This is a genomic window from Phreatobacter sp. (assembly GCF_022843985.1).
Lineage (GTDB): Bacteria > Pseudomonadota > Alphaproteobacteria > Rhizobiales > Phreatobacteraceae > Phreatobacter.
The window spans coordinates 32,047-52,050 of the sequence record NZ_JALHMP010000024.1; the positions used below are offsets into that span (position 1 = coordinate 32,047).

Annotated in this window: 20 protein-coding genes; 19 read left to right on the top strand and 1 reads right to left on the bottom strand. The window is 67.6% G+C overall.

Going from position 1 to position 20,004, the window contains the following annotated elements; genetic code table 11:
- The first annotated feature begins 4 nt into the window (after positions 1–4).
- From Q0C57_RS15875 to Q0C57_RS15920, 10 genes are all read left to right on the top strand, one after another.
- Positions 5–1,966, top strand: a complete 1,962-nt coding sequence (locus Q0C57_RS15875) for a prohead protease/major capsid protein fusion protein (protein ID WP_296577499.1) — start codon at positions 5–7, stop codon at positions 1,964–1,966.
- A gap of 47 nt (positions 1,967–2,013) precedes the next feature.
- Entirely contained in the window at positions 2,014–2,349 is a 336-nt protein-coding gene (locus Q0C57_RS15880) for a DUF2190 family protein (RefSeq protein WP_296577500.1), read from the top strand.
- Position 2,350: 1 nt separating this feature from the next.
- A complete protein-coding gene (locus tag Q0C57_RS15885) occupies positions 2,351–2,665 on the top strand; it encodes a hypothetical protein (RefSeq protein ID WP_296577502.1) in 315 nt (104 codons plus the stop codon).
- Between the two features lie 4 nt (positions 2,666–2,669).
- Positions 2,670–3,302, top strand: a complete 633-nt coding sequence (locus Q0C57_RS15890) for a DUF6441 family protein (RefSeq protein ID WP_150288504.1) — start codon at positions 2,670–2,672, stop codon at positions 3,300–3,302.
- Positions 3,303–3,315: 13 nt separating this feature from the next.
- Positions 3,316–3,750, top strand: a complete 435-nt coding sequence (locus Q0C57_RS15895) for a hypothetical protein (RefSeq protein WP_296577506.1) — start codon at positions 3,316–3,318, stop codon at positions 3,748–3,750.
- Positions 3,751–3,885: 135 nt separating this feature from the next.
- Positions 3,886–5,133 (top strand): phage tail tube protein, encoded by a 1,248-nt coding sequence (locus Q0C57_RS15900; protein ID WP_296577508.1) that lies wholly within the window; start codon positions 3,886–3,888, stop codon positions 5,131–5,133.
- Between the two features lie 22 nt (positions 5,134–5,155).
- On the top strand, positions 5,156–5,533 hold the full coding sequence (locus Q0C57_RS15905; protein ID WP_296577510.1) for a hypothetical protein: 378 nt from the start codon (positions 5,156–5,158) through the stop codon (positions 5,531–5,533).
- A 95-nt stretch (positions 5,534–5,628) separates the two neighbouring features.
- Positions 5,629–5,850: a hypothetical protein gene (locus Q0C57_RS15910; RefSeq protein WP_296577512.1), complete on the top strand. Its 222-nt coding sequence runs from the start codon at positions 5,629–5,631 to the stop codon at positions 5,848–5,850.
- 12 nt (positions 5,851–5,862) lie between these two features.
- On the top strand, positions 5,863–9,219 hold the full coding sequence (locus Q0C57_RS15915) for a phage tail length tape measure family protein (RefSeq protein ID WP_296577514.1): 3,357 nt from the start codon (positions 5,863–5,865) through the stop codon (positions 9,217–9,219).
- Complete coding sequence (locus Q0C57_RS15920; RefSeq protein ID WP_296577516.1) at positions 9,216–9,797, top strand: DUF2460 domain-containing protein; 582 nt, start codon at positions 9,216–9,218, stop codon at positions 9,795–9,797. The genes Q0C57_RS15915 and Q0C57_RS15920 overlap by 4 nt, the downstream gene beginning before the upstream one ends.
- Before the next feature lie 62 nt (positions 9,798–9,859).
- On the opposite strand, the gene Q0C57_RS15925 is transcribed toward Q0C57_RS15920, so the two are convergent.
- A complete protein-coding gene (locus tag Q0C57_RS15925) occupies positions 9,860–10,405 on the bottom strand; it encodes an alpha/beta hydrolase (protein WP_296577518.1) in 546 nt (181 codons plus the stop codon).
- Between the two features lie 112 nt (positions 10,406–10,517).
- On the opposite strand from Q0C57_RS15925, the gene Q0C57_RS15930 reads away from it, so the two are divergent.
- The 9 genes from Q0C57_RS15930 to Q0C57_RS15970 all read left to right on the top strand — a co-directional run bounded on the left by Q0C57_RS15930 (position 10,518) and on the right by Q0C57_RS15970 (position 19,988).
- Positions 10,518–10,997 (top strand): Lrp/AsnC family transcriptional regulator, encoded by a 480-nt coding sequence (locus tag Q0C57_RS15930; RefSeq protein ID WP_296577520.1) that lies wholly within the window; start codon positions 10,518–10,520, stop codon positions 10,995–10,997.
- Positions 10,998–11,136: 139 nt separating this feature from the next.
- Positions 11,137–11,976, top strand: a complete 840-nt coding sequence (locus Q0C57_RS15935) for a DUF2163 domain-containing protein (RefSeq protein ID WP_296577522.1) — start codon at positions 11,137–11,139, stop codon at positions 11,974–11,976.
- 56 nt (positions 11,977–12,032) lie between these two features.
- Positions 12,033–12,467 (top strand): NlpC/P60 family protein, encoded by a 435-nt coding sequence (locus tag Q0C57_RS15940; protein ID WP_296577524.1) that lies wholly within the window; start codon positions 12,033–12,035, stop codon positions 12,465–12,467.
- Positions 12,467–13,096, top strand: coding sequence for a glycine zipper domain-containing protein (locus tag Q0C57_RS15945; RefSeq protein WP_296577526.1), 630 nt, complete (start codon positions 12,467–12,469; stop codon positions 13,094–13,096). The genes Q0C57_RS15940 and Q0C57_RS15945 overlap by 1 nt, the downstream gene beginning before the upstream one ends.
- A gap of 11 nt (positions 13,097–13,107) precedes the next feature.
- Positions 13,108–16,923, top strand: a complete 3,816-nt coding sequence (locus tag Q0C57_RS15950; RefSeq protein WP_296577528.1) for a glycoside hydrolase TIM-barrel-like domain-containing protein — start codon at positions 13,108–13,110, stop codon at positions 16,921–16,923.
- Between the two features lie 12 nt (positions 16,924–16,935).
- Positions 16,936–18,147, top strand: a complete 1,212-nt coding sequence (locus Q0C57_RS15955) for a hypothetical protein (RefSeq protein ID WP_150288515.1) — start codon at positions 16,936–16,938, stop codon at positions 18,145–18,147.
- Between the two features lie 28 nt (positions 18,148–18,175).
- On the top strand, positions 18,176–18,877 hold the full coding sequence (locus Q0C57_RS15960) for a DUF2793 domain-containing protein (RefSeq protein WP_296577531.1): 702 nt from the start codon (positions 18,176–18,178) through the stop codon (positions 18,875–18,877).
- Between the two features lie 137 nt (positions 18,878–19,014).
- Entirely contained in the window at positions 19,015–19,341 is a 327-nt protein-coding gene (locus Q0C57_RS15965) for a hypothetical protein (protein ID WP_296577533.1), read from the top strand.
- A 125-nt stretch (positions 19,342–19,466) separates the two neighbouring features.
- Positions 19,467–19,988, top strand: coding sequence for a TIGR02594 family protein (locus Q0C57_RS15970; protein WP_296577535.1), 522 nt, complete (start codon positions 19,467–19,469; stop codon positions 19,986–19,988).
- Positions 19,989–20,004 lie beyond the last annotated feature (16 nt).

Genomic DNA, 20,004 nt, shown 5'->3' on the forward strand with positions numbered 1-20,004 from the left:
CACCATGACCCGAAACATCGACCTGCCGCCGCTGACGCGGGTGGCGGACCTGTTGCCTGCGTCCATCGATGCGGCCGAGCGCACCATCGACGTAGTCTGGTCCACGGGCGCGCGTGTGCGCCGCAATCCGTTCTTCGGCGATCCGTTCGACGAGGAACTGGCGATGGATCCGCGCGCCGTCCGTCTCGATCGCCTGAATGCGGGTGCGCCTCTCCTGAAGGTGCACGACGCCTCCGTGCTCGACAGCGTCATCGGCTCGGTCGTGCCGGGAAGCGCCCGCATCGAGAACGGGCGCGGCGTCGCCCGTGTCCGCTTTTCCGACCGGGCCGAGGTCGAACCGCTCTGGAAGGACGTCGAGGCCGGGCACATCCGGGCGGTGTCGATCGGCTACCAGGTCCATCGCTTCGAGGTGACCAAGCAGGCGGGCGCGCCCGAGTTGTGGCGCGCGGTCGATTGGACGCCCTTCGAGATCTCCGCAGTGCCCATCGGCGCTGATCCGGCTGCGGGCTTCCGTGCCGAAGAACCCCTTCACCCCTGCGTCGTCCACCGCGCCGACGCTTCATCCAAGGAGAAAGCAGCCATGGACGACGCTGTGACCGAAAACACTGAGACGCAGACGCGCCAGGCCGCGCCTGAACCGCAGGATCGCGTGCCGACCACGCCCACTATCGATGCGGAGACGATCGCAGCCCGCGCGCGCGACACGGAGCGCGAGCGTGTCGGAACCATCTACGATCTTGCCGGCCGCCTCCACCTCGAGCGCAGCTTCGCCGACGATCTCGTCAAGCGTGGCGTCACGCTCGACGCGGCGCGCAGCGAGATCCTCGACAAGGTCGCCACCGATGCCGAGAAGACGCGGGTTTCGCCTCAGGTCAGCATCCCGCTCGGCGGCCGCGATGAGCGCGTCACGCGTCGTGACGCCGTGTCGAACGCTCTTCTGCACCGCTACTCGCCCACGCTCTTCCCCTTGAGCGAACCGGCGCGGGAGTATCGCGGCATGACGCTCGTGGAGCACGCCCGCGAGTTCCTCTCAAGCTCGGGCGTCAATGTCCGGGGCATGTCGCGCGACGAGATCGCCACCCGAGCTCTCCATTCCACCTCGGACTTTCCGGAGGTTCTCGCCGCCGTGACGGGAAAGACGCTGCGGCAGGCCTATGATGCCTATCCGCGCACCTACGTGCCCTTCTGCCGACAGGTTCTCGCGACCGACTTCAAGGCGATGCACCGTGTCCAGCTCGGCGAAGCGCCGCAGCTCGTGAAGGTGAACGAGGGCGGCGAGTTCAAGCGCGGTACTCTTGCCGAAGGGCGCGAGAGCTACCGGGTCGAGACCTACGGGCGCGTCGTCGCGGTCACCCGGCAGGTCCTCATCAACGACGATCTCGACGCCTTCACCCGCATCCCGGCGATGTATGGCACGGCGATCGCCACGCTGGAGAGCGATGTGGTCTGGGGCATCATCCTGGCGAACGCCGCCATGAGCGACTCCATCGCGCTATTCCACCAGAACCACGGCAATCTGGCGAACCCGGCCACCGCGCTCAGCGTCACCGCGATCGGCGCGGCGCGCGCGGCCATGGCCCGGCAGACCGGCCTCGACAAGAAGACCATCCTCAATGTCCGGCCCGCCTATCTCATCGTGCCGGCATCGCTCGAACTCGCGGCCGAGCAGCTGGTGGCGCAGAACCTCGTGCCTGCCCAGACCGGCAACGTGGTCCCGTCCTCGATCCGAACCCTGACGCCGATCTCCGAGCCTCGTCTCGATGCCGCGAGCCTCACCGCCTGGTATCTCGCCGCGAACCCCGCCCAGATCGACACCATCGAGTACGCCTATCTCGAAGGCCAGCAAGGCGCCTACATCGAGACGCGCAACGGCTTCGATGTCGACGGCGTCGAGATCAAGTGCCGCCTCGACTTCGGCGCGAAGGCGATCGACTGGCGCGGGCTCTACCGCAATCCCGGCGCGTGATCGCCGCCGGAACGCTTCCCATCACCTGATACTCTCGGAGAATTCCCATGCGCGGCTACATCCAGCCCGGCAACACCATCACGCTTCCCGCCCCCTATGCCGTCGCCTCCGGCGATGGACTGCTGGTCGGCGCGATCTTCGGCATCGCGACCGGATCGGCGGCCATCAACGCCGAGGTCGAGACCCTCACCGAGGGCGTCGTGGAACTGCGCAAGGCCCCGTCCCAGGCATGGGTCGTCGGCGCGCGCATCTATTGGGACAATGCCGCCCGCCTCGCGACGACTGTGGTCGCATCGAACACCCTGATCGGCGCTGCGACCGAACCGGTGGCAGGCGGCGCCAGCGATACGATCGGCCGCGTTCGGCTGAACGGCAGCTTCTGACGTGAACGCGTTCGCGGCAGCGCTCGACACCCTGTTCGCCGATCCGAACCTTGGCGAGACCGCGCTCTGGCAGGCGGGCGGCATCGGCCCCGGTGTCCCCGTCCGCGTCATCCGCCGCCGCCCGGACGCCGTGGTCGAGTTCGGGGCGTCCCGCGCCTTGATGGCGACCGTTCTGCTCGACCTGCGCAGGACCGAAGCTGCGGCAATCGATGAGGGCGATCTCGTCGTGATCGGGACGGAGACCTTTAAGATCATCGGGACGCCCTCATCCGATCCCATGGGGCTCGTCCTCACCTGCGAGGCGGTCAAGGTCTGATCCCATGCGCTTCAACCTTGAACGTCCCGACATGCGCAAGGCGCTGGCGGGCACGCAGCAGGATATCGAACGCGCCGTCACCTCCGGGATGCGAGATGCTTCAGTCGAGCTGAAGGCGCGCTTGCGCGAAGATGTCGTCTCATCCGGCCTTGGCGAACGCCTCTCGCGGACATGGAGGGGCAAGGTATTCCCCGAGGTCGGCGAGAGCGTCGAAGCCGCAGCCTTCGTCTGGTCGAAGGCCCCGAAGCTCATCGACGCTTTCGATCGCGGCGTCACCATTCGCTCGGCGCGAGGCTTCTGGCTGGCGATTCCGACACCCGCCGCCGGGACGCGCGGGCGAGGACCGAACGGGCGTGCGTCACGCATCACGCCCGGCGGCTGGGAACGGCGCACCGGCATGCGGCTGCGCTTCGTCTACCGCAAGCGCGGCCCTTCGCTTCTGGTCGCCGATGCGGCCCGCATCAACACGCGCGGATTGGCGGCAGCGAATAGGCGCAAGACCGGTCATTCAACCGTGATCGTGTTCCTGCTTGTGCCCCAGGTCACGCTCCGCAAGCGGCTCAACATCGATGCGATCGCGAAGCGGCAAGCCGCGCGCGTTCCGACCCTGATCGCGCGGCACTGGCCGCGATCCTGAAGGCTCTTTGTTCATGCCCTCGAAACGCGAAACCGTCCTCGGCGCGGTCAATGCGCTCGTCGCCGATGCCCTGCCGGGCGCGGAGGTGAAGCGCAATCTCGCCAAGCCGGAGCGCATTCCGCCGGGGGGACTGGTCGTGATCCGCGATGGCGATCCGGGCGAGCCCGACGTCACGCTCTCGCCGGTGTCCTATCTCTACACCCATCGAATTCCCGTCGAGATCGCAGCTTTCGAGAGCGCCACGCTCACGCGTGAGCAGGTGGTCGACGAGATGCTTGGCGCCATCGGTGCGGCAATCATCGCCAATCGCAGGCTCGGCGGGCTTGTCGACTGGATCGAGGCGGAAGCCCCGTCCTCCGAGGATATCGAGACAACAGGCAGTCAGGTCGGCCGTTTCGCCGATGTCATGATCGTTGCGACCTACGCTACCGCCGATCCGCTGAACTGAGTGACGACCCTTCGACTGCGCTCGGGCCGTTGGAACTGATCGACGGTCCTTCGACTGCGCTCGGACCTTCGGAACTGAACAGCGCCGGTCCGGCCCCGCTCAGGCCCCGACACCACACCACATGGAGAACGACCCATGCCTCGCGCACGCGGCGTGAACGCGGCTCTCGCCGCCGTGTTCGAAAGCACCTATGGCACCCCGCCCGGCACCGGCTTTCGCCGCATGCCGTTCGCCTCCGTCAACATCGGCGAGGAACAGGGCCTGATCGCAAGCGAGCTTCTCGGCTTCGGCCGCGAGCCGCTGGCGCCGGTCTATGACGTGATCACCAACATGGGCGATCTCGTCGTTCCCGTGGATACCCGCAATATCGGCGTCTGGCTGCGCGGCCTGATGGGCGCGCCGACGACGGTCGCCGCGAACGCCGCCACCGGAACGATCACGCTGACCGCGAACCTTCTGGTCAACGACACGGTGACGGTCGATGGCACGGTCTATACCGCCGTCGCCTCCGGCGCGACGGGCCAGCAGTTCAACCTTGGCGGCACAGCGGCGCTGACCGCCACCGCGCTCGCCGCGATCATCAATCCGAGCGCGAACGTCGCTGCTGCGGCGGTTGGCGCGGTCGTCAACCTGACCGCCAAGGCGCTGGGACCGGGCGGCAATGCGCGCACGCTGGCGACGAACGCGCCGACACGCGCCACGTTGTCGGGGGCGACGCTGTCGGGCGGCGCGAACAGCCACACCTGGTTCTCGGGCGCGCAGGCTCTCCCCTCGATGTCGATCGAGGTCCAGCTTCCCGACGTGCCGTTCTTCGGGATGAACTACGGCGCGCGCATCAACAGCTTTCAGGTTCAGGCGCAGCGATCCGGGCTGCTCACCGCCTCTCTCAACATCATGGCGCAGGGCGAGACCATCGCCGCCACGGCGCAGTCCGGCACGCTGTCGGAGTTCGTGCTGGAGCGCTTCGGCCAGTTCCAGGGCGAGGTCCGCCGCAACAACGTGGCGCTCGGCAACGTCATCTCGGCGGAACTCACCTATTCGAACAACCTCGAAGCAGTCGAGGTGATCCGCAGCGACGGGCGCATCGCCGATGCCGATCCGGGCATCATCGCGCTGACCGGCAACATCACCACCCGCTTCGAGGACCGCGTCCTTCTCGATCAGGCGACCAACCGCCTGCCTTGCGAGCTTCAGTTCCGCTGGGCGGCTGGTGCGGGCACATCGCTGGTTTGGACGGCGCACCGGGTCTTCCTGCCGCGCGGCGACCGTCAGATCCAGGGGCCGGGCGGCGTGCAGGCCCCGTTCGCATTCCAGGCCGCGATCGATCCGGTACTGAACCGCGCCGCGACCTGCGTGCTCACCAACGACGTCGCGTCCTACTGATCCGCTTCACGAGGAGGTTCCCTTGCTCAAGCTCTCGACACCATCCCGCGATCCGTTCTGGCTCGACATCCTGCCGGGCGTGCGCATCCAGTTCCGGCCGATCTCCGTGGCCGACATGCTCGTCGCCCGCGCCGCCGCCGCCGAGTCTCTCGGCACGAAGGTCGAGGGCGACTTGGCCCTCGACCGTAGCACCACCGTCGCTGCTGGCGCGGCCTTTACGCGCTCGCTTGCGCTGAGCGGCATCGTTGCGTGGGAGGGCATTGGCGATGCCGGCGGCAAGCCGATCGATCCGAACCCCATCGCCATCAATCAGCTGCTCGAGGTCTGGCCCGCCTTCGACGCCATCGACCGGCTTTATGTCGGCCCGGCCCTGACAAGGTTTGAGGAAAAAAACGTCTGATCGCCCTCGCGCGCTGGCACTTCGAGGGCGGCGAGAGCTACTGCGCCGCCTGCCCATCGCGCTGCGGGGCTTGCGCCTACATCGAGCACGCGCCCGTGACAGCCGAGGGGCTTCTGGCATGGGAGGTCATCCGCCGCTGCGCGGGACAGGTGCGCGCCGTGATGGGCGGCGTCTACGCCATCGACTTCGGCGCAATGCTTGCCCTGGCTGCGGCCATGGATGCGTCCTCGCCGCTGCTGGCCGACATCCTTCCCGAGATCGAGCCGATCATCGTGGCCGCCTATGGCCGCGACGCCTGCCGTTCCAATCGCGATTGAGCAACGCCGCCCATGTCCACCACCCAGGTCTCGATCCGCCTCGGCGTCGAGGGCAAGGCGGAGGTCAAGCGCGCCTTCGAGGAGGTCGGCCAGGCGGGTACGCAGGCCTTCGGGCAAGTCGACCGGGCGCTTGAGAAGACGGGAGCCGCGACCGATCGCGAGACCGCCCGGTTCAAGCGCCTGGCGGAAGCCGCCCGCATGGCGGCGCAGGCCGACGCCGCGCAGGGGCGGTTCAATCAGGTACTGGGCGTCGATCGTCAGGCGGCGGGTTCGGCGCGCGCGTCGGCCGAGGTCTTCGAACAGGCCGCGAGGGAAGCCGAACGCTATGAGGCCCGAGCCCGGGCGCTGCGCGCGACGCTTGATCCGCTCTCAGCGGCGCAGGACCGGCTCAATGCCGAGCTCGCCGAGCATGCAGCGCTCGCCAGCCGTGGCGCGATCACCACCGCCGAGCAGGCGGCGGCGAATGCGCTGGCGAAGTCGCGCTTCGATCAGACAGCACAGGCGATCAAAGGCGTCGGCGCCAACTCGAAGCTCACGACCCAGCAGGTCATGACGCTTCAGTACACGGTGAACGACGTGATTGCGTCGATGTCCACCGGCATGTCGCCGATGACCATCCTGATGCAGCAGGGCGGACAGGTGACACAGGCCTTCGGCGGCTTGCGCGGCACGATCATGACGCTCGGCTCCGCCATCGGCGTTGTCGGCGGCGTCATCGCGGGCGTCGCCGTCTCCGTTGGCGTGCTCACGGCGGCGTGGTTCGCCAATGACGCCTCGACGCGGGCGGTCGCCACCGCGCTCGCGGGCGTCGGCCGCGCGTCCGGCGCGACCGCCGTGCAGCTGGAACAGGTCGCGCAATCCTCTGCCGATGCCGGCAAGGTCTCGGTGTCGACGGCGCGCGACATGCAGGTCGCGTTCTTAGCGACAGGCAAGATCGGCGCGGAGGAAATGGGCCGCGCCATCGCGGTCTCGCGCAACCTTGGCGTCACGCTCGGCGTCGACACGAAGCAAGCTGCCGAGGAACTCGCCCGTGCGCTGGCCGATCCGTTGCGCGGCGCGGACGAACTCAACGACCGCATCCGCTTCCTGGACGACCGCACCCGCGCCTATGTCCGTACGCTGGTCGACCAGAACAACCGGGCGGAGGCGCAGCGCGTCATCCTGAACGCGCTCGCGCCCTCGCTGGCCGACGCCGAGCAGGCGGTCAACGCGCTCGGGCGGGCCTGGCAGTTCGTCGGGCGCTCGGCCTCGAACGCCTTCGACGCGCTCGGTAAGGCCATCGACCGGGCTGTGGATGGGCGCACACCCACGGACGAGCTGGAACTGCTGCGCTGGCAGCAGGAGCGGCTCCGGGCGAACGTGCGCGGCAATGTCGTGCCGCTCATGCTGCCACAGGTCGAGCGGCGCATCGCCGAGATCGAGCGGCAACTCGCCGACCAGCAGGAGCGAGCCCGCAGGATCGCCGCGGAAGCCCGCGCCAATGAGCAGTCGGTCCGCGCCGGTGAGATCGCCCGCGATACCAACCCCGGCGCGCGCGAGATCGAGCGGCTGCGGACGCAGGAAGGCGTGCTCCGCGCCGCGCTCGCCGATCCGCTGGTCCGGTCGAAACTGGCCGACGTGGCGGAGGTCGAAGCGGCCTATCGGCGTGTCATCACGGAACTCGCCCGGTATCGACCCTCGGTGGATGCGGCCACGCAGGCCGTGGTGGAGCAGACGTCCGCCACGGACATCTCGATCCGCGCGACGCTTTCGCTGGCCGAGGCCTATCTCGAAAGCGCCGAGGCTGCCGTCCGCGCGGAGGCACGCCGGCAAGGGCTCGTCGATCAGGCCCGCGAGGGCGTCAACGCGGAGACACGCGCGCGGCAGGCCTTGCGGGAGCGGATTGCCGAACAGGCGGTCGAGGCCGCCCGGCAGGTATCGGAACTGGGCCGCCAGATCGACGGCCAGCGCCGTCTGAACGAAGCGATCGCGTCGGGTGCGCTGTCGTCCCAGCGCGCCCAGCAGATCATGCAGGTCGAGCAGGCGCTGCGCCCGTTGATCACGGCGCAGACGCTGGCCGAGGGCGAGGCCAAGGAGAAGCTCGGCCGTATCATCGACCGCACGCGCGAAGCCTACGAGCAGCTTCACCGCGAGCAGAACCGCACGGACCTGCTTCAGGGGATCGAGCGCCGCCGCGACGAGATCGCGTTGCGTGAACGGGAACTGTCGCTGGTGCGGCGCGGTCCGGCCGCACGCCGTGAGGGCGTCGATCAGCTGCGTTTCGAGCAGGAGCTGAAGCGGCTCGGTATCGATCCGAACGATCCCGATGCCAGCTATTCCCGAGAGCAGATCAGGCGGCTCAACCAGCTCGGGCGACAAACGGCGGGCCGCGAGGCGGCCTTCGACTACGAACAGCAGAACACCGGTCTCGCTCGCGAGGTCGAGCTCCTGAAGCAGGGAGCCTCGGCCCGCTCGGAAGCGATCGCCATAATCCGCGCCGAGCAGCAGCTTCGGCGGCAAGGGATCGATCCGGCGGGAGCCGAAGGACAGGCAGCGCTCGCCGCCGCAAGGCGTCAGTTCGCGCTTGAGCGCCAGGCGGAGGCGCAAGTTGCCTTGCAGGATCAGCGCGCCGAGATCGCCCTGATCGAAACCCAGATCGGCCTGATCGGCGCGTCCGCGCAGCAGCGCGAGACGGTGCTGGCCACGGTCCGGGCCGAACAGGATCTGCGCCGACGCGGCATCGACCTCGCGAGCGAGGAAGGCCGCGCCATCGTCGCCAACGCCGTCCGCGTTCAGCAACTGACGACAGAACTTCAACGGCAGGAAGCGACCCAGCGGGCCTTGCAGGGCGCGATCGGCAACGCGCTGGACCGCTTCGGCACGCTGCTGGCGCAGGGCAAGACCGACTGGAAATCGTGGGCGAATGCCGGCCAGGCGGCGATCAACGACATCATGAACGAGCTGATCAAGCTCGCGGTGATGAACCCGCTGAAGAACTTCCTGTTCGGCGGCAACGCGCCGACGCTGGCGACCGGCGGCGGCATCTTCGGTGAACTCGGCAAGATCTTCGCCGGACTGTTTCATGACGGCGGGCTGGTCGGCGCGGGCGGGCCGGGGCGCAACGTACCGGCGCTCCTGTTCGCGGGCGCGCCGCGCCTTCACGGCGGCGGCTACATCCGGCCGGGCGAGGTGCCCGCCATCCTGCAAACCGGCGAGCGGGTGCTGAACCGCAAGGAAACCGCCGCCTACGACCAGCGGGGCGATCAGGCCGCGCCGATGATGGTGACGTTCAACATCACGACGCCAGACGCCGGCTCGTTCCGCCGCGCGCAGGGGCAGATTACCGCCGAGATGGCCTCGGCGCTTGAGAGGGCGAGGCGCAACCTGTGAGCTTCCATGACGTGTCCTTCCCGGACGCCATCGCGCGCGGCGCGACCGGCGGCCCGGAATACTCGACCGACGTGGTGATGGTCGCGTCCGGCTTCGAGCAGCGGAACCAGAACTGGTCGGCCTCGCGCGCCCGCTACGACATTTCGACCGGCATCCGCACCCGCGAGCAGATGGCCGAGGTGATCGCCTTCTTCCGCGCCCGCAAGGGCCGCGCCTTCGGTTTCCGCTTCCGGGATTGGGGCGACTTCGAAGCCACCGACCAGCAATGCCAGGCGGTGAGCGCGACCGTGTTCCAGCTGGTGAAGCGCTATCCGTCCGGCCCCGTCGTCGAAATCCGCACCATCACCCGCCCGGTCGTCGGCTCGGTCGTGGTGCGCGTCAATGGGAACGTCGTCACGCCGACTATCGATCACGCGACGGGGCGGCTCACCTTTGCTTCGGCTCCGGCGGCGACGCCTGTCGCGACCTTCCGCTTCGACGTGCCCGTGCGCTTCGACACCGACCACCTTCAGGTCATCAGCCGCGCCTATAACCTGCAGAACGTCCAGTCGATCCCGCTGGTCGAGATCAGGGCATGACGAACGGGAACATCGCTCGGCCCAACCATGTTGCGAGCATCGTTGCTCGCACCTCTGATCACTCAGCCCTCGATCCCAAGCCCCGCACAGAAGGCCGTCAGCAGGTCACGGCCCTGGGTCCAGTCACCAAGGCCGCTTGCGCCGTTGATGTGACCGAGTTCGCCGACGTCGATCACTGAACAACCCCATTGGCTCGCTCTCGCCCTGGCGTAATCGGATGTGCCGTAGGGGTCGTTCCGGCTTGCAATCATCAGCGACCGAAACGGGAGCATGATTTCCGGTGGATCGCGGAACGTCGTTGCCTGCTTGGGGAACTTCGCCTCACTGGGGTCCGGAACCGCCACAAGAAAAGCACCGGCAACTTTGCCGGCAATCGCCTCCGCGGCATAAGCGACCATGAGGCATGCGAGGCTGTGCGGCACCAGGACGATCGGCGGCGCAGCAGCGAGGATCGTGCGTTCGAGCGCGGAGATCCAGTCACGCAGGACCGGCTCATCCCAGCTTGTCGGCGCGAAACGTTGAAACCGGGCGTCAGCAGCCTCCCAAAGGCTCTGCCAATGCGAGCCACCGGAGTTCCCGATCCCGGGCAGGGTGACGAAGCTGGTCATGGCCCCCTCATTCATTTGCGATCTAAACAAGATATGCAGACAGGGGCTTGGGCTGAATGGTATATCATCGGAAACAATGCGTTCCTGCCGATGAACCAAAGGAATAATGTGGATGTCCGGCTTGCAACAATCGGACGCGCTCGATCACAAGGACATCGCGATCCTCGAAGCCCTTCAGCAGGATGGGCGCATCCCGCTATCGGAGCTTGGACGCAAGATCGGCCTGTCGCAGCCGGCGATTTCCGAGCGGGTGAAGAAGCTGGAGGAGCGAGGCGTCATCCTCGGCTATGGCGTTCGTCTCAATCACAAGGCGCTTGGCATCGGTGTCACCGCGATCATGCGGCTTCGAACGTCGCATGAGCACATCAAGGAAAGTCTCAAGCGCTTCGCCGAGATCCCCAACGTGATCGAGGTTCACCGCGTGACGGGCGAGGACTGCTTCGTGCTCAAGGTTCTTGTTCCCGACCCGGAAGCGTTGGAAGGCATTGTCGACCGCATCGCGGCTCTCGGCGCGGTCACGACCTCAATAGTGCTGAGAAGCGAAAGCGCGAGGCCGATTGGACGGGCGCTTCTTGCTGGCCAGGCGAAATAGATCGAAGCCGCAACTCGCGGCAAATGCGCCTTCCCTAAAAAGACCTGCAAGGGTCTCGTCCGGGCGCGTTTAGCGGGTGCCGACCGACCCATAAACACAGATCGGCGTCCTTACCCCAAGCCGAAGGCACCGTCATTCCATGAAACCCACCACCCCTGCGCTTGCCGCGCATCTTGCCGGCGAGGTGACCACGCTTGCGACCTGCTGGCGGCTTGAGCGGGCCGATGGCTGGGTTCGCGGCTTCACCGACCATGACCGCGAACTCGTGGTCGATGGGCTGACCTATGTGGCGTCCACCGGCTTCCTGCCTTCCGCGATCAAGACGGCCTCCGATCTCTCCGTCGACAACCTCGATGTCGACGGCTTTCTCGACGATGCAGCGCTCAAGGCGGAAGACCTGATCGCCGGGTTGTTCGACGGAGCGCGCATCGAGGTCTTCCTCGTTAACTGGGCGGACCTGTCGCAAGGCCGGCTCCTTCTGCGCAAGGGCTTCCTCGGGGAGATCAAGCGCGCCGACCAACGCTTCCAGGCCGAGATCAGGGGATTGTCGAACAGGCTTCAACAGACCTCCGGCAAGCTCTACTCGCGCCTCTGCCGCACGGACCTCGGCTCGGCGGAGTGCGGCGTCTCGCTCGGTTCCCGGACGGATTCCTACACCGTGACGCAGGTGATCGCGGCCGACACCGTGCGGATCGTGACCGCGCGGCCGACCGGCTACTTCACGTTCGGCAAGGCGACGTTCACCAGCGGCGCGAACGCCGGCGCGGTCAACGAGGTGCTGCTCCATGACGGGCAGACCATCCGGCTGTTCGTGCCGATGCCGCGGCCCATCGTGGTCGGCGACCAGATCGTGCTCGTCGCCGGTTGCGACAAGACGCCGGAGACCTGCAACGCCAAGTTCGCCAACATCCTGAACTTCAGGGGCGAGCCGCACATTCCGGGGAACGACAAGGTGTTCTCCTATCCGGTGCGAGCCTGAACACTGGTCGCAACTCCGGACGGCAAACCGGTTCCCACTTTGCCTGGAGTTGCTCCATGACCACCTTCACGCGTGCCGCCCTCATCGCTGAGGCGCGCACCTGGATCGGCACGCCCTGGCATCATCAGGCGGCGGTCAAGGGCGCGGGCTGCGACTGCATCGGCTTCGTGCGCGGCGCGGCCGAGCCGTTCATCGGGGCGATCACCCAGCCGATGAACTATGCCGCGACCTGGCCGCTCTACCGGGCGGAAGAGCGCCTGCGTGACGAGATGGCGGTCCATGCCGCCGAGATCGACATCGCCGATGCTTTGCCCGGCGACATCCTGCTGTTCGGCGTCGGCAAGGGTCCGGCCCATCACTGCGGGTTCTTGAGTGAGGATAACCGCCTGCTGCATTGCTACCGTGAGGCGGGCGCGGTCGTCGAACAGGAACTGACCGGGTTCTGGATCGAGAAGGCGCGCGCCGCCTTCCGCCTGCCGGGCATCGTCTGATGGCGCGGATCGTCCTGACCGTCGCGGGCAATGTCATCGGCAACCTGCTGCTGCCTGGCCTTGGCGCTGCCATTGGCGGGGCAATCGGCGCCTATGTGGGCGGCATGGTTGACAGCCAGCTGTTTGGCAAGACGCAGAACAATGTCGTCACCGGCCCGCGCCTGCATGATCTGCGGGTGCAGTCATCCGGCTACGGCTCGGTGATCCCGCGCGTCTATGGCAAGGCGCGGTTGTCGGGCAACGTGATCTGGATGCGCGGCTTCGACGAGGAGACGCGAACCCAGACGCAGACAGTCGGCGGCGGCGGCAAGGGCGGTGGTGCCGGGGGCCGGCAGACCACCACGACCGTGACTTACGTCTATTTCTGCGATGTCGCGGTGGCGCTCTGCGAAGGACCGATCACGAGCATCGGAAAGATGTTCGCCGACGGTAACGCCATCGGCTCCGAGCACTATGTGGCGCGACGTGTCTATCTTGGCGACGCCACGCAATCGGCGGATCCGCTGATCGCGGCGACCGAAGGCCTCGCGCCCGCCTATCGCGGCCTTGCCTACGTGGTGCTGGAACGCTTCGCCATCACGCCCTTCGGCAACCGCCTGCCCAACTTCTCGTTCGAACTCACCGCCTGAAGGTCCGATCCGTGGCGCAACTCGTCTTGACCGTTGCCGGTGCCTGGGCGGGCAACGCCATTGGCGGCGGGCTTGGCCAGGCGGCGGGCGCGATGCTGGGGTCCTATCTCGGTGCCGCGATCGAGCAGGACCTGTTCGGCCCCGGCCCCGCGGCCGTCAACAGGAGCGAAGGCGCGCGCGTCACCGATCTGCAGGTCTCGGGCTCCGCCTATGGCCAGCCGATCCCGAGGGTGTGGGGACGCGGGCGGATCGCCGCCAACATCATCTGGGTGCGCGGCATCAGGGAGACCGCGATCACCGAGACCGAGACCACGGGCGGTGGCGGCAAAGGTGGCGGCGGAGGTCGCCGCCAGACCACGGTTCGCACGCGCTACGAATACTCGGCCGACATCCTGCTCGGCGTCTGCGAAGGCGCGGTGACGGCGGTTTACCGGATCTGGGTCAACAACACGATGCTGGATCCCGAGCATGTCGGCGCGATCCGGGTCGGGTATGGCGAGGATAGTCAGCAGGCCGATCCACTGGTGGCGGCGGTGGAAGGCGCAGGCCGGACGCCCGCCCATCGCGGCCTTGTCACGGTCATGCTGGAGGATTTCAAGCTCACTCCGTTCGGGAATCGCTTTCCGAACTTCGAGGTCGAGATCTACCGGGGCTCGGACGATCCCGGCAATGCGCGCCACCTCGTCGAGGGCGTCTGCCTGATCCCGGCCTCGGGCGAGTTCGTCACCGACACCGAGATCGTGCGCAAGGTCGGTCACGGCTCCGCGACGTCGCAGGCGGCGATCAACGCCAACACCGGCACGAAGCGCGCGGACTTCCTTGTCTCGGTCGACAATCTGAAGCGCGAACTGCCGAACGTCGAATGGATCAACTTCGTCTACGCCTGGTTCGGCACGTCGATCGACGTTGCGACATGCGATCTCGTGCCCAAATGCGAGTACGCGCAAGGTCAGTCGGGCGCATTCGGGGCTGAGACCGCGCCGCACCTCTGGTCGGTCGCAGGTGGCGGGCGCTCCGTGTGGCCGGTTGTCACCTCCTACACGCTGCCAAATGGACAGTCGGCGCTGTCCTACGGCGGCACGATCAGCGACGGCTCGGTCATCCGGGCGGTTCAGGAACTGAAAGCGCGGGGCTACAAGGTCCTCTTCTATCCCTTCATCATGATGGACATCCCGCCGCCCGATCCGGCGCCGTTCCCCTGGCGCGGCAGGATCACCGGCGCTGCGGCGGATGTGGCCGGGTTCTTCACCCGTCCTGCGGGCTATCTCCGCTTCATCCGCCACTGCATGACGCTCTGCGAGCAGGCGGGTGGCGTCGATGCCTTCGCCATCGGTTCGGAAATGGTCGGCCTCAACCGCATCCGGGATGGAAGCGGAGCCTATCCCGCCGTGCCGTTCTGGCAACAGATCGCGGCGGACACCAAGACCAGGCTCGGTGCGAACTGCACCGTGACCTACGCCGCCGACTGGTCGGAATACCGCTACCATGATCGCGGCGGCGCGAACGTGGACTTCCCGCTCGACGCGCTCTGGGCCGACAGCAACATCGATGCGGTCGGCATCGACGCCTACTTCCCCATCACTGACGCCGACCGTTCGCTCACCGACCCGGCGGCGATCGGCGCGGGCTGGGGCTCGGGCGAACTGATCAGCTATTTCTATGCGAGCGAGGCCGACCGGGACTTGGCCGGGCGCGGCGCCAACCGTGTCCAGTCGCCGATCAGCGAGCCGTTCTGGGCGCTCAAGGACCTGCGCTGGTGGTGGGACAACGCCCACACGCCGCGCGTGGCAGGCGTGCCGACGGGAGGGCCAACCGCCTGGACGCCGAAGATGAAGCCGATCTGGCTCACCGAATACGGCTTCCCGTCGGTGCACTGCTCGCCGAACCGCCCGAACGTCTTCGTCGATCCGAAGTCGGCGGAGAGCTTCTACCCCTGGTACTCGAACCGATCAGTGGACCGCGTGGTCCAGCGCGTCGCGATCAAGGGCACCGAGGATTGGTGGCGGGACCCTGCCAACAATCCGCTCGACGGCCAGGGGCGGCGGATGATCGGGCCGCGCTTCCTCTGGTGCTGGGACGCGAGGCCTTACCCGTTTTTCCCGTCGCTGAAACGGGTCTGGCAGGACGGCGACAATTACCGCCTCGGCCATTGGGTTCAGGGAAAGATCGGCAACATGCAGCTCTCCGAGATCGTGCGCGATCTGTGCCTTCGCGCCGGGCTTTCCAATGCCGACATCGATGTCACGAGCCTCACCGATGAGGTCTCGGGTTATGTCGTCTCGGAGCGCAAGTCGCTGCGCGAGATGATCTCGGTCCTGCAGACCGCGTTCTTCTTCGATGCGGTCGAGAGCGGCGGGGTGCTGCGCTTCGTCAAGCGCGGCGGCGGAACCATCGTCGGCATCGACGCCAATGATCTTGGCGCGGCGGAAGGCGATGGGGACCGGGCGCGCATCCGCATCGAGCGCGCGCAGGATGTCGAACTGCCGATCTCGATCGACGTGGTGCATCTCGATGAGGCCCGCGATTACCAGAGTTCGACCGTCACGGGCCGCAGGCAGCTCGGCACGTCGCGCAGCGTGACCACCTTCTCGCTGCCGCTGATCCTCTCGGTCGAGGAAGCTCAGACCATCGCTCAGCGTGCGCTCCGGGAAATCTGGCAGGGCCGCGTCACGCTCGAAGCCAAGCTGCCGACGCGCGCGATCCGCATCGATCCGACCGACGTGATCGAGGTGCCGGTCGATGGCGCAATCCGCCGCTTTCGGGTGACGTCCGTGACCTATGGCAAGCCGGGGCTCGTGCTGGTGCGCGGCGTCGCCACCGACGGCGACCTGCCGCAGTTCGTCACCGTGCCGACCGGATCGGGTGACCTCCAGCCGAACGTGCCGGACACCGCCGCGCCGACGCGGGTCGAACTGATGGACCTGCCGTTGCTGACGGAAGCCGAGGCAGGCGAAGCGACCTCGTTCTATATGGCCGCATGCTCGCTCGGCGGCGCGCCGTTCCGGGGCGTCTCGCTGTTCCGGCCGACAGCGGACGGGCTCGACTACACCGTCTCCGGCGTCGCCGACGTCGCCTCGGTGATCGGCGACACGCTGACCGCGCTGGCGCCGGGACCGGCGCATGTCTGGGACAACGGCAATTCGGTCGAGGTTCAACTCGCCTTCGGCTCGCTCGAAAGCCTGCCCGATACCCGCATCCTCGATGGCGCGAACGGCGCGCTGATCAATGGCGAGATCATCCAGTTCGCCAACGCGGTGCTGATCGGGCCGGGACGGTATCGGCTCTCGCGCCTGCTGCGCGGGCGGCTCGGGACCGAGCACCGGATCGCGACGCACGCCATCGGCTCGCGCTTCGTGCTGCTCGATCCGGGCCGGCTTGAACGCCCGACCTTCTCGGCCTCCAGCATCGGCCTCGCCATCGCCTGGCGCTTCGCGCCGGCGCCACAGGGGCCGACCGGGGACCAGTCCGGGCAAATCACCTTCGCGAATGGCGGCGAGGCCCTGAAGCCATGGTCGCCGGCGCATGTGCGGGGCACGCGCAATGGCGCGGGCGATTTGTCGATCAGCTGGATCCGCCGCACCCGCCATGGCGGCTGGTGGCGCGATCTGACGGATGTTCCCCTCAATGAAGAGACCGAGCGCTACGAGGTCGATGTGATGAACGGCGCGACGGTGGTCCGGACCATCACCGCTTCCGCGCCTACCGCGATCTACACCGCCGCCCAGCAGGTCGCCGATTTCGGGTCGGCGCAGGCGAGCGTCACCGTCCGCGTCGTCCAGCTCTCGACCGCGATCGGGCGCGGCACGTCGACAATCGCGACACTCTAAGGGATTACATCCATGCACATCTTCACCGGCAACGGCGTCTCCGACGCCGTCGCGAGCGATTCCGCCGTGGCGCATGTCGCGCTGCGCGGGGCGTTCGGCGGCGGACTCGTGACCGCCGAAACGATCGCTCCGGATCTTCCGGACGGCGAGACCTCGAACTGGATTCCGATCCCCTCGGTCGCCGCGTCCGCTCCGACCTTGATCGCAATCCCCATCCCGGCGGGATGGCGCTGGCGGCTGCGGCTCTCCGGCGCGACGGCGCCGAACCTCGCCGTTGCGCGCATCGCCTTTCCCGCGACGGACGCCGGCTGGAACGCTCCGCTCGCCGGGCTCTTGCGGTCGGCTGGCGCCGCCGGCGGGCCGATCAGCATCGCCAACTTCCCAGCCGCGCAGGCGGTCACCGGCCCACTCACCGACGCGCAGCTCCGGGCAGCGCTCGTGCCGGTGCTTGCGCGGCCCGCGGACGGGCTTCTCGTCACCGGCTCTGCGACATCGGCAGCGACTCTGTTCACCCAGGATTGCGCGCCTCCGGACGCTCCCGCCTTCAATTCTGTCGCGGTGCAGATCACCAATCCGGGCACCGGATGCACTGTTGCTTACGAGGTCTCGAACGACGGCTTGACCTGGTCGGCGGTCACCGGCTCTACGCCCCTCTGGACGGCCGCTTCTGCCGGCAACAATCCCTCGACTTCCACAACCGCGGCCATGCTCGTCTTCCCGGTGTTCGCGCGCTTCTTCCGAGCGCGCGTCTCTACCTACGGCTCGGGCACCGTCGCGGCCGTCGCTGTCTTTCGACAGGACGCCCGGCCGATCACTACGATGAACGTCGGCCTCATCGCGACGACGGCGGCGATCGGCGACGTCGGCCTGCAGTTGCGTGCGACCGCCACCGGCGCAGCGACGATCCATCACGTGATCGCTGCGGCCACGACCAACGCTGCAGTCGTGAAGGCCGCTGCCGGCCGGCTCGTCGGCTGGTGCCTCGGCAATGCGGCGGCCGCTTGGCGCTACGTGAAGTTGCACAACATCGCCAGCGCGCCGACCGCCGGGACCGGCGTCGTCCTCACCATCGCGATCCCGCCCAACGGCCTCGCCCAGCACGACATACCGGCCGGAATCGGATTCTCGACCGGCATCGGCCGCACGATCGTCTCGGGCTTCGCGGACGCTGACGCCACGGCGGTCACGGCCGGTGACGTCGTGGGCGACATGTTCTTCGCTTGAACCGTCCCAATCTCCCGGAGCATCCGCCATGACGACGCCGAACCTCGGCCTGCCCTTCATCGTCCAGGGGCAGGCGCAGAAGGAGGTCACGCACAACGAGGCGCTGATCCGCCTCGATGCGCTGGTGCACGGCAGTGTGAGAAGCCGAACACTCACTACACCGCCGGGCTCGCCGGCTAACGGGGAACGCTGGATCGTGCCGACCGGCGCCACCGGCGCGTGGGCGGGGCAGACGGGCCGGATCGTGCATTGGAACACCAACGCCTGGGCCTTTTATGTGCCCGTCCTTGGTTGGCGCTATCACGTCGAGGACGAGCGGATCACGGTCGTCTGGACCGACGGGGAATGGCGCGACCGGCTCGTGGGCACACCAAACGGCGGCGCGCTTCGCCTCGTCGCGGCCGAGCAGGAGCTCGTGCTGACCGGTGCCTTTGTCGAGACCACGGGCGCGGCCGTCATTGCCGACCGCATGATCGTGCTGGCGGTCGCCTCCCGGACCACGCTCGCGATCACCGGGGCTGCCTCGTACAACGTTGGCATAGCCGGCAATACGAGCCAATTCGGCGGCTCGCTCGGCGTCGCCTTGGGATCGAACAACGTCGGCGTGATCGGCCCGACCGCCTTCTACGCGAACACACCGATCCGGGTGACGGCGAATGGCGCCAACTTCACCGCCGGCCGGGTGCGCCTCGTCCTCTACGCGCTCGCCTTCACGTCCCCGACCGGCTGATCGCCGACCGTCCGCACACAAACGCGCACGGGGCGCGAAGGCGCGCCAGCCGCGCTCGACCTGCCCACCGACTCGCCACGCCGCCCCGTCGCGCCCGCAGGCGCGCCGGTGGCCTTGCCCTGCCGGAGACCCCGCATATGCCTGCTGTCACCGCTACGTCCGAGGCGCTCACCCTCACTTGGGTGTTCGCCGGAAGCATCGTCGTCGAACTCATCGTCATCGGCGTCGCGCTCGCCCGCACCGCTTGGTGGCTCTCCGGGCGCTTCACTGCGATCGACGCCGCCTTCGTGGCGACGGCCCGCGACATCGCCGACCTCAAGGCCGATCTCGACAACGACATCGCCGGCCGTCGCGCCGTCGCCGAGGCCAAGACCGACCTCGCGCAGATGAAGGCAACCTTGGTCGAATTCCGAGAACGCATTGATCGCCTCGAAGCCAACGAGGATGGGCGCAAGAGCGCCTGACCCGCCGCCTTCAACCCAACCGCAGTCCGAACGAAAGCCCGCCCCTCCGGCGGGCTTCGTCGTTTCAGGAGGTCGCAATGCTGCCTGCCCAATACCGCTGGCTCGAAGCCGAGCCCGGCCCGCGCATGATCGTCGAGGCGCTGAAGGAATTCGGCACCCTCGAAGCGCCGGGCGACGCCGACAATCCGAAGATCATCGGCTGGCAAGAAGAACTCGAAGCCGCGGGACTCGGCCGCGCCTATGCGGCCGTCTATCGGCACGACGCGATCCCGTGGTGCGGGCTGTTCATGGCCATCGTCGCCCACCGCGCCAACCTCGAACGCCGCACTGAGCGCAATCCGCCGCGCCTCTATCTCTCGGCGCTCGAATGGGCGTCGTTCGGCATATCGGTTCCGAAGGGCGCAGCGGCGCTTGGCGACGTGCTCGTCTTCAAACGCAAGGGTGGCGGGCATGTCGGTCTCTATATCGGCCACGACGCCTCCGCGTTCCACGTTCTCGGCGGCAATCAATCCGACCGCGTGACGATCTCCCGGCTTTCGAAGCAGCGCCTCATAACGGTGCGCCGCCCAGCTTACCGCGCCCAGCCCGCGAACGTTCGACCCATCGCCCTCGCCGCGAGCGGAAGCCTCTCCGTCAACGAGGCCTGATCCACCACAACCGAGG